Annotated in this window: 7 protein-coding genes; 6 read left to right on the forward strand and 1 reads right to left on the reverse strand. The window is 46.0% G+C overall.

Going from position 1 to position 7,473, the window contains the following annotated elements:
- Positions 1-18 precede the first annotated feature (18 nt).
- Positions 19-1,332, reverse strand: a complete 1,314-nt coding sequence (gene rhlB / locus RXX31_RS23240) for an ATP-dependent RNA helicase RhlB (RefSeq protein ID WP_317592017.1) — start codon at positions 1,330-1,332, stop codon at positions 19-21.
- 111 nt (positions 1,333-1,443) lie between these two features.
- Between rhlB and trxA the strand changes: the two genes are divergently transcribed.
- From trxA to fre, 6 genes are all read left to right on the forward strand, one after another.
- Positions 1,444-1,770 carry a thioredoxin TrxA gene (trxA, locus tag RXX31_RS23245; RefSeq protein WP_014233348.1) on the forward strand — a complete coding sequence of 109 codons (327 nt, stop codon included), beginning with the start codon at positions 1,444-1,446 and terminating at the stop codon, positions 1,768-1,770.
- A gap of 195 nt (positions 1,771-1,965) precedes the next feature.
- Positions 1,966-3,225, forward strand: a complete 1,260-nt coding sequence (gene rho, locus RXX31_RS23250) for a transcription termination factor Rho (protein ID WP_005378757.1) — start codon at positions 1,966-1,968, stop codon at positions 3,223-3,225.
- Between the two features lie 108 nt (positions 3,226-3,333).
- Positions 3,334-4,329 carry a hypothetical protein gene (locus RXX31_RS23255; protein WP_317592018.1) on the forward strand — a complete coding sequence of 332 codons (996 nt, stop codon included), beginning with the start codon at positions 3,334-3,336 and terminating at the stop codon, positions 4,327-4,329.
- 95 nt (positions 4,330-4,424) lie between these two features.
- Entirely contained in the window at positions 4,425-6,278 is a 1,854-nt protein-coding gene (ubiD, locus tag RXX31_RS23260; protein WP_317592019.1) for a 4-hydroxy-3-polyprenylbenzoate decarboxylase, read from the forward strand.
- Positions 6,275-6,544 carry a 2Fe-2S iron-sulfur cluster-binding protein gene (locus RXX31_RS23265; RefSeq protein WP_317592020.1) on the forward strand — a complete coding sequence of 90 codons (270 nt, stop codon included), beginning with the start codon at positions 6,275-6,277 and terminating at the stop codon, positions 6,542-6,544. The genes ubiD and RXX31_RS23265 overlap by 4 nt, the downstream gene beginning before the upstream one ends.
- A 14-nt stretch (positions 6,545-6,558) precedes the next feature.
- Positions 6,559-7,272 (forward strand): NAD(P)H-flavin reductase, encoded by a 714-nt coding sequence (gene fre / locus RXX31_RS23270; protein WP_317592021.1) that lies wholly within the window; start codon positions 6,559-6,561, stop codon positions 7,270-7,272.
- Positions 7,273-7,473: the final 201 nt, after the last annotated feature.

Below are 7,473 nucleotides of genomic sequence, written 5' to 3' on the forward strand. Positions count from 1 at the left end.
ATACAGCTTCAGATTCCTTTAAGATTGTTTAGGCGTTGACTGACGTTGCTGACGAGGACGGCGTCCTTGTTGCTTACGGTTACCAGAGCGAGTACCGCCTGTATTTGTGCGACGCTGTTGAGTACGAGGTGCACGCATACGGATAGGAGCTGGCAGGTCTTGAATCAGAGCTGACGCATCGTATTCCGATACAGGGATAGTGTGTTCGATGTATTCTTCAATCGCTGGCAGGTTGATGGCGTACTCTTCACAAGCAAAGCTAATAGAGTGGCCGCTGGCACCTGCACGACCGGTACGCCCAATGCGGTGTACATAGTCTTCGCAATCGTCTGGTAGATCGTAGTTGAATACGTGTGTTACTTGAGGAATGTGCAGGCCACGTGCTGCTACATCTGTTGCTACCAAGATATCAACATCACCTTTCGTGAACTGCTCAAGAATTTTTTCACGTTTCTTCTGCGGCACATCGCCAGTCAACAGACCAACACGATGACCATCGGCTGCCAGGTGGCCCCACACAGATTCACATTTGTGCTTGGTGTTAGCGAATACAATGGCACGATCTGGCCATTCTTCTTCAATCAGTGTTTGAAGAAGCTTCATTTTGTCTTCGTTAGATGGGTAGAAAAGCTCTTCCTGAATGCGGTGGCCAGTTTTTTGCTCCGGTTCTACCACGACATGTTCTGGGGTGTTCATGTGTTCAAAAGCAAGTTCTTGTACGCGGTAAGACAGCGTCGCTGAGAACAGCATGTTCAGACGCTCTTTTGGCTCTGGCATACGACGGAACAAGAAACGGATGTCTTTAATAAAACCCAGATCGAACATACGGTCTGCTTCATCTAACACAACCGCTTGAATGTTATTTAGGTTAAAGACTTTTTGCTTGTAGAAGTCGATGATACGGCCTGTAGTTCCAATCAGGATATCGACACCGTCCTGTAGCTTAGTCAGTTGCTTATCGTAGCTTTCGCCACCGTAAGCCAGTGCCGCTTTTAACCCCGTGCTTGCAATCAGACTTTCAGCATCATTATAGATCTGAATCGCCAATTCACGCGTAGGGGCCATAATAATAGCGCGTGGTTGTGTTGGTTTGCGACCCTCGTGTGCCGGAGTCGTCAAAAGGTGGTTGAACGTTGCAGTAAGAAACGCGAGTGTCTTACCAGTGCCCGTTTGGGCCTGGCCTGCGATGTCTTGGCCGGTGAGCAGTACCGGCAACGCCAAGGCTTGGATAGGGGTACAAAATTCAAACCCTTTTTTATCCAATCCATCAATAACTTGGGGCTCTAACCCCAAATCGGCGAACTTTTGCTCTGTGATATGCGTCTTTTTCATCGCTATAGAATATCAGCTAAAGCTTGCATTACGAAAGTAAATACATTCCAATAGGGCATCAAATTACTGGTTATCATCCAACCAGTTTCGAAAAATACATTGGAGTGGAAGATGAGTGATAAGATTTTGCAGCTAACTGATGACGGTTTTGAAAACGATGTGATCAACGCTGCAGGCCCTGTATTAGTAGATTTTTGGGCAGAATGGTGTGGTCCTTGTAAGATGATTGCTCCTATCCTGGACGAAGTCGCTGAAGAGTACGAAGGCAAGCTCACTATCGGTAAACTAAACATTGACCATAACGCAGGCACACCACCTAAGTTTGGTATTCGTGGCATTCCAACGCTACTGCTATTCAAAGACGGCAACGTAGCGGCAACGAAAGTTGGTGCTCTGTCTAAAACTCAACTGAAAGAGTTTTTGGACGCAAACATATAATCACCAAGTGATTACAGATAAAACCGTGCAACCAACAATGCGCGGTTTTGTTTTTCTAACTCTGGACTAGAATATTAATTAGTGCTAACTTATCGCGCGTTAATTGAACAAATTTCTCTTCTTGGTCGATCCTGTGACCAAATCCATCTTAACTAGAAAACAGATCTTATTTTGACTAAACAAGAATCCACTACCATGAACCTTACCGAACTGAAGAACAGACCTGTGTCTGACCTTGTAAAACTGGGCGAAAGCTTAGGATTAGAGAACCTAGCACGCTTAAGAAAACAAGACATCATCTTCGCGATTTTGAAAGCGCATGCGAAAGGCGGCGAAGACATCTTTGGCGATGGGGTTCTGGAAATTCTGCAAGACGGCTTTGGTTTCCTACGCAGTGCCGATAGTTCCTACCTTGCTGGTCCGGACGATATTTATGTATCGCCAAGTCAGATTCGTCGTTTTAACCTACGTACAGGTGACTCAATTGCAGGTAAAATTCGCCCACCAAAAGATGGCGAGCGTTACTTTGCCCTTCTGAAAGTCAACACGGTTAACGATGACAAGCCAGACAACGCGCGTAACAAGATCCTATTTGAAAACTTAACGCCTCTGCATGCCAATGAGCGCATGGTAATGGAGCGCGGTAACGGTTCTACAGAAGATATCACGGCACGTGTTCTAGATTTGGCATCGCCAATCGGTAAAGGTCAACGTGGTTTGATTGTTGCTCCGCCAAAAGCGGGTAAGACAATGCTTCTGCAAAACATCGCACAAAGTATCGCTTACAACCACCCAGAGTGTGAACTGATGGTACTTCTTATCGACGAACGTCCGGAAGAAGTAACAGAGATGCAACGCTTGGTTAAGGGTGAAGTGGTTGCGTCTACCTTTGATGAGCCAGCATCTCGTCACGTTCAAGTCGCGGAAATGGTTATCGAGAAAGCGAAGCGTTTAGTAGAGCACAAGAAAGATGTGGTTATCCTACTGGATTCGATTACTCGCTTGGCACGTGCATACAACACGGTTGTACCTTCATCAGGTAAAGTGCTAACTGGTGGTGTGGATGCGAACGCACTGCACCGTCCTAAGCGTTTCTTCGGTGCGGCACGTAATGTAGAAGAAGGCGGTAGCTTAACAATCATCGCAACTGCACTAGTTGATACTGGTTCTAAGATGGATGAAGTTATCTACGAAGAATTTAAAGGTACAGGTAACATGGAATTGCACCTGAACCGTAAGATTGCCGAGAAGCGCGTTTTCCCTGCGATTGACTTCAACCGCTCAGGTACTCGTCGTGAAGAACTACTGACGAAGACTGACGAACTGCAGAAAATGTGGATTCTGCGTAAGATTGTTCATCCAATGGGTGAAATCGACGCAATGGAATTCCTAATCGATAAGCTCGCAATGACGAAGACGAACGATGAGTTCTTCGATGCGATGCGTCGTCAGTAATAACTGAGTTCTTATTTTGAAAAAGCCACCATAATTTATGGTGGCTTTTTTATTGCTTTCTACCGATAGAAGCCTCAGAATGAGGACTAATGTTATCGGGAGGTTAACATGCAACAAGGAATGTTGTCGTCATTACTCCTGAGTTTGTCACTTGTGACCATACCTATGACCGCGCCTGCGAAGGAAATGCAGGAGTCAGTGGTAGAGCAGTGGCTTCAGGATACCCAAATACAAGCCAAAGTCTCTGAACTTCTAGAATATGTTGTCAGGGATGAAGTTGACTCGCTTAAATTTTCCCTCAATCGACTGGCGTTACCTCAACAAGAGGTGGTGCGATTCCTTTTGCTCGAAAAACTAGAACAGCAAGATGTGATCTTGACGCCACGAATGGCGCTTTTTGTTGAATCGCAGAGTCGTATTACCCCCACCTATCAAGTACTCGAGCGTGGTGATGGCTACGAATTTACCGTTCCAGCCTTTAACTTTCCTGCCGTTGCGAGCCGTTTGATTAAGCGCTGGAAGCAAGACCAGACCACATTAGAATTTGTGCTTCAAGCTGAGCGCAAAGAGCTCGATCTCAGCCGATGGTTATCGGCAGGTACCTCACAGCAAACCCAGGCTCGTGAAGCATTATTGATTCGTGAATTAGATAGTTTGTCTCCAGGTGCATTAAATGCATTAACCGTACAGTTGACTCAAATAGATGTGACCAGCTGGCTGCCGTCTACAGCAGTGGTTGCTCGCTTGGCAGAGGTAAGTCAGGATGAAGCCATGTACGACCTGCTGTGGCGGATGCGTGCTGACTACAATAGTCATGCAGAACTGGAGCGGTTAGCCAAAATGGGTGACGCCTTCTCATTACGACAGTTGATGAACTCAACGGTAAATCCAACGCTCAAACCTTATGCTATTGGCCTTTTAACCAAAACCTCTCCGTTAAGCCCTGAGGTGAAGCAGTTCTTAATTGCTAAAATGGCGCTGTCTGGAGAAGCGACGCTGGTGGCGAGAGAGTTAGCGCAACAGGGGCATCAAAATTGGCTAAAAGAGTTAGTATCGGGGAACCATCAGGTTAAAGTGCGTCAAATCGAACAAGTTCTGAAGTAATACAACGCTTAAACCCACACAAAATAGGAGGACCTTAGTGTCCTGCTATTTGTTATACTGCGAAAAGTTTAATCAGTCAGCAGTCATGAAGGCCTATGAGTTTTAAGGATTTACGCGAATATATTGACCATTTAGAGAAGAATGGTCGACTCAAGCGCATTACTCACCCAGTCGATCCCGCTTATGAAATGACAGAAATCAGTGATCGCACCCTGCGCGCTGGTGGTCCTGCATTATTATTCGAAAACCCAGTTGGTTATGAGGTTCCAGTACTGACCAACTTGTTTGGTACCCCGGAAAGGGTTGCGATTGGTATGGGGCGTGAAGACGTAAAAGAACTACGTGAAGTCGGTAAACTCCTGGCTTACCTCAAAGAGCCTGAACCGCCGAAAGGCTTCAAAGATGCGTTAGAAAAGCTACCTGTATTTAAGCAAGTCTTGAACATGCCGGCCAAGCGCCTTCGTAAAGCGCCTTGCCAGGAAATCGTCTGGCAGGGTGACGAAGTCGACCTAGATAAAATTCCCGTAATGAGTTGCTGGGCTGAAGATGTTGCACCGCTCTTAACTTGGGGACTAACTGTCACCAAGGGACCGAATAAAAAACGCCAGAACCTAGGTATCTATCGCCAGCAAAAAATTGCTAAAAACAAAATCATCATGCGCTGGTTGGCACACCGAGGTGGCGCGCTTGACCTTCGTGATTGGATGGAGACTAACCCAGGTAAGCCATTCCCAGTCTCTGTCGCGTTCGGGGCTGATCCTGCGACTATTCTTGGTGCGGTAACGCCAGTACCAGATACGTTGTCAGAGTATGCTTTTGCTGGCTTGTTGCGCGGCAGTAAGACCGAAGTCGTCAAATCCATCAGTAACGAGCTGGAAGTCCCCGCGAGTGCGGAAATTGTGATGGAAGGTTACATTGACCCGACAGAGTTCGCTGATGAAGGCCCTTATGGCGATCACACGGGCTATTACAACGAAAAAGAAAAGCATCACGTCTTTACCATTACTCATATCACCATGCGTAAAGATCCGATTTACCACAGTACTTATACTGGTCGTCCACCTGATGAGCCTGCCGTTCTGGGTGTGGCACTAAATGAAGTCTTTGTACCTATTCTGCAAAAGCAATTTCCAGAGATAGAAGATTTCTATCTGCCTCCAGAAGGTTGTTCGTACCGTATGGCGGTCGTGACGTTGAAGAAGCAATATCCGGGACATGCGAAACGCGTCATGATGGGCGTATGGTCTTTCTTACGTCAGTTCATGTATACCAAGTATGTGATCGTGTGTGACGAGTCGGTCAATGCACGTGACTGGGATGATGTGGTCAACGCGATGACTGTGAATATGGACCCGGTTCGTGATACCGTAATGATTGATAATACGCCGATAGACTCACTGGACTTTGCTTCTCCAGTGGTTGGTCTGGGTTCCAAGATGGGACTGGATGCGACCACTAAATGGGAAGCGGAACTGGCGACTCGCCCAGAAGTGACCGCTCCAGACAGTAAGGCTATTACACAAGCTGACTTGGACTCCTTAAAAGATCAACGTCGTGAAATTATCGACATCTATTTACCACCGACGGCAAATAATCAGTTCGCTGTGGTAACAATGAAGAAAGAGCAAGCCGGCCAGTCTCAAGCATTGCTTGAAAAATTATGGGAATACTTTGCTGATTATACAGACATCAAGTTCATTATCTTGTGCGATGAAGACGTCAATGCCAGTGATTGGAATGATATCATCTGGGCCGTAACGACTCGTATGGATCCTGATAGAGATACCATCCAACTTCGAGGAAGTATGACGAGCAGTTCGAAATTAGGGTTGGATGCAACTAATAAGTTTGCAACTGAAGTGACGCGCGATTGGGGTATTCCAATTAAGAAAGATCCTAAACTTGTGGCTAAAGTTGATGAGATTTGGAATCAGTTAGGTATTCTATGAGTCATACAGTCCACCTTCTTCCTATAAACGTATCATTTAAGGTTGAAGCTGGGGAGACGGTGTTGGAGGCTGCGCTCAACAATAATATTCGCTTCCCCCACCGTTGCCGAGTTGGCGCGTGTGCCATGTGCATGTGTAAGAAGGTATCGGGAGAGGTGAGTTATCACCTGGCCCCAATGCTAACCGATAAAGAACAGCAGCAAGGTTGGATATTTCCTTGCCAAGCCTATACAGAAAGTAATTTAGTGCTTACTTTTGATGAGTAAGCGAGAGGGACATCATGACCATCCAATGTAAAGTAAAGTCTATTCAGCCGTTAGCTTGTAATACTTACCAAATTCTACTTCACCCAGAATCACCTGTAACTTTCAAAGCAGGTCAATATCTTATGGTTGTGATGGGAGAAAAAGATAAGCGCCCATTCTCTATTGCGAGCAGTCCTTGTCGACATGAGGGTGAGTTGGAACTGCACATTGGTGCCGCAGAACATAATGCTTACGCAATTGAAGTCGTTGAAGCAATGAAAACGGCTCTAGAAACAGGTGGTGATATTGAAATTGATGCACCACACGGAGATGCGTGGATTCAAGAAGATAGTGAGCGTCCACTATTACTAATAGCTGGTGGCACCGGGTTCAGTTATGTACGCTCGATTTTAGATCATTGCGTAGCACAGAATAAGACCAACCAAATCTATTTGTACTGGGGTGCTCGCGATGACAACCAGTTATACGCAAAAGATGAACTTATCGATATTTCAGAGAAGTTTTCTAACGTGCACTTTATTCCTGTAGTAGAAGACGCTCCCGCTGAGTGGCAAGGTAAAGTTGGAAACGTGCTACAGGCCGTCAGTGACGATTTCGAAAGTCTGGAAGACTATGATATCTATATTGCTGGTCGCTTTGAAATGGCGGGCGCAGCTCGAGAACAGTTTACTCAAAATAAGAAAGCCAAAAGCGAACGTATGTACGCCGACGCGTACGCTTTCATTTAAATACGGCTTTTATGCGATGAAAAAGAGGGTTTTTTACCCTCTTTTTTACGTTTTTGATTAAATAACCATCGAGTGTTCGATTTTTTAGTTTTTTTCAAAAAAAAGGGTTGCGCTCCAATCGTAACTCCCTATAATGCGCATCCACCGACACGGCAGACGCGATAAGGCTTCAGCAGGGTCGGAGAGGTAAAAAGCTTCTAC

The organism is Vibrio sp. EA2, from assembly GCF_033042495.1.
GTDB lineage: Bacteria > Pseudomonadota > Gammaproteobacteria > Enterobacterales > Vibrionaceae > Vibrio.

What these genes read in the sequence shown, in the direction of transcription:
- ubiD (WP_317592019.1), top strand. Translation starts at nt 4,425, where the DNA reads ATGAGTTTTAAGGATTTACGCGAATATATTGACCATTTAGAGAAGAAT.
- rhlB (WP_317592017.1), bottom strand. Translation starts at nt 1,332, where the DNA reads ATGAAAAAGACGCATATCACAGAGCAAAAGTTCGCCGATTTGGGGTTA.
- rho (WP_005378757.1), top strand. Translation starts at nt 1,966, where the DNA reads ATGAACCTTACCGAACTGAAGAACAGACCTGTGTCTGACCTTGTAAAA.
- RXX31_RS23265 (WP_317592020.1), top strand. Translation starts at nt 6,275, where the DNA reads ATGAGTCATACAGTCCACCTTCTTCCTATAAACGTATCATTTAAGGTT.
- trxA (WP_014233348.1), top strand. Translation starts at nt 1,444, where the DNA reads ATGAGTGATAAGATTTTGCAGCTAACTGATGACGGTTTTGAAAACGAT.
- fre (WP_317592021.1), top strand. Translation starts at nt 6,559, where the DNA reads ATGACCATCCAATGTAAAGTAAAGTCTATTCAGCCGTTAGCTTGTAAT.
- RXX31_RS23255 (WP_317592018.1), top strand. Translation starts at nt 3,334, where the DNA reads ATGCAACAAGGAATGTTGTCGTCATTACTCCTGAGTTTGTCACTTGTG.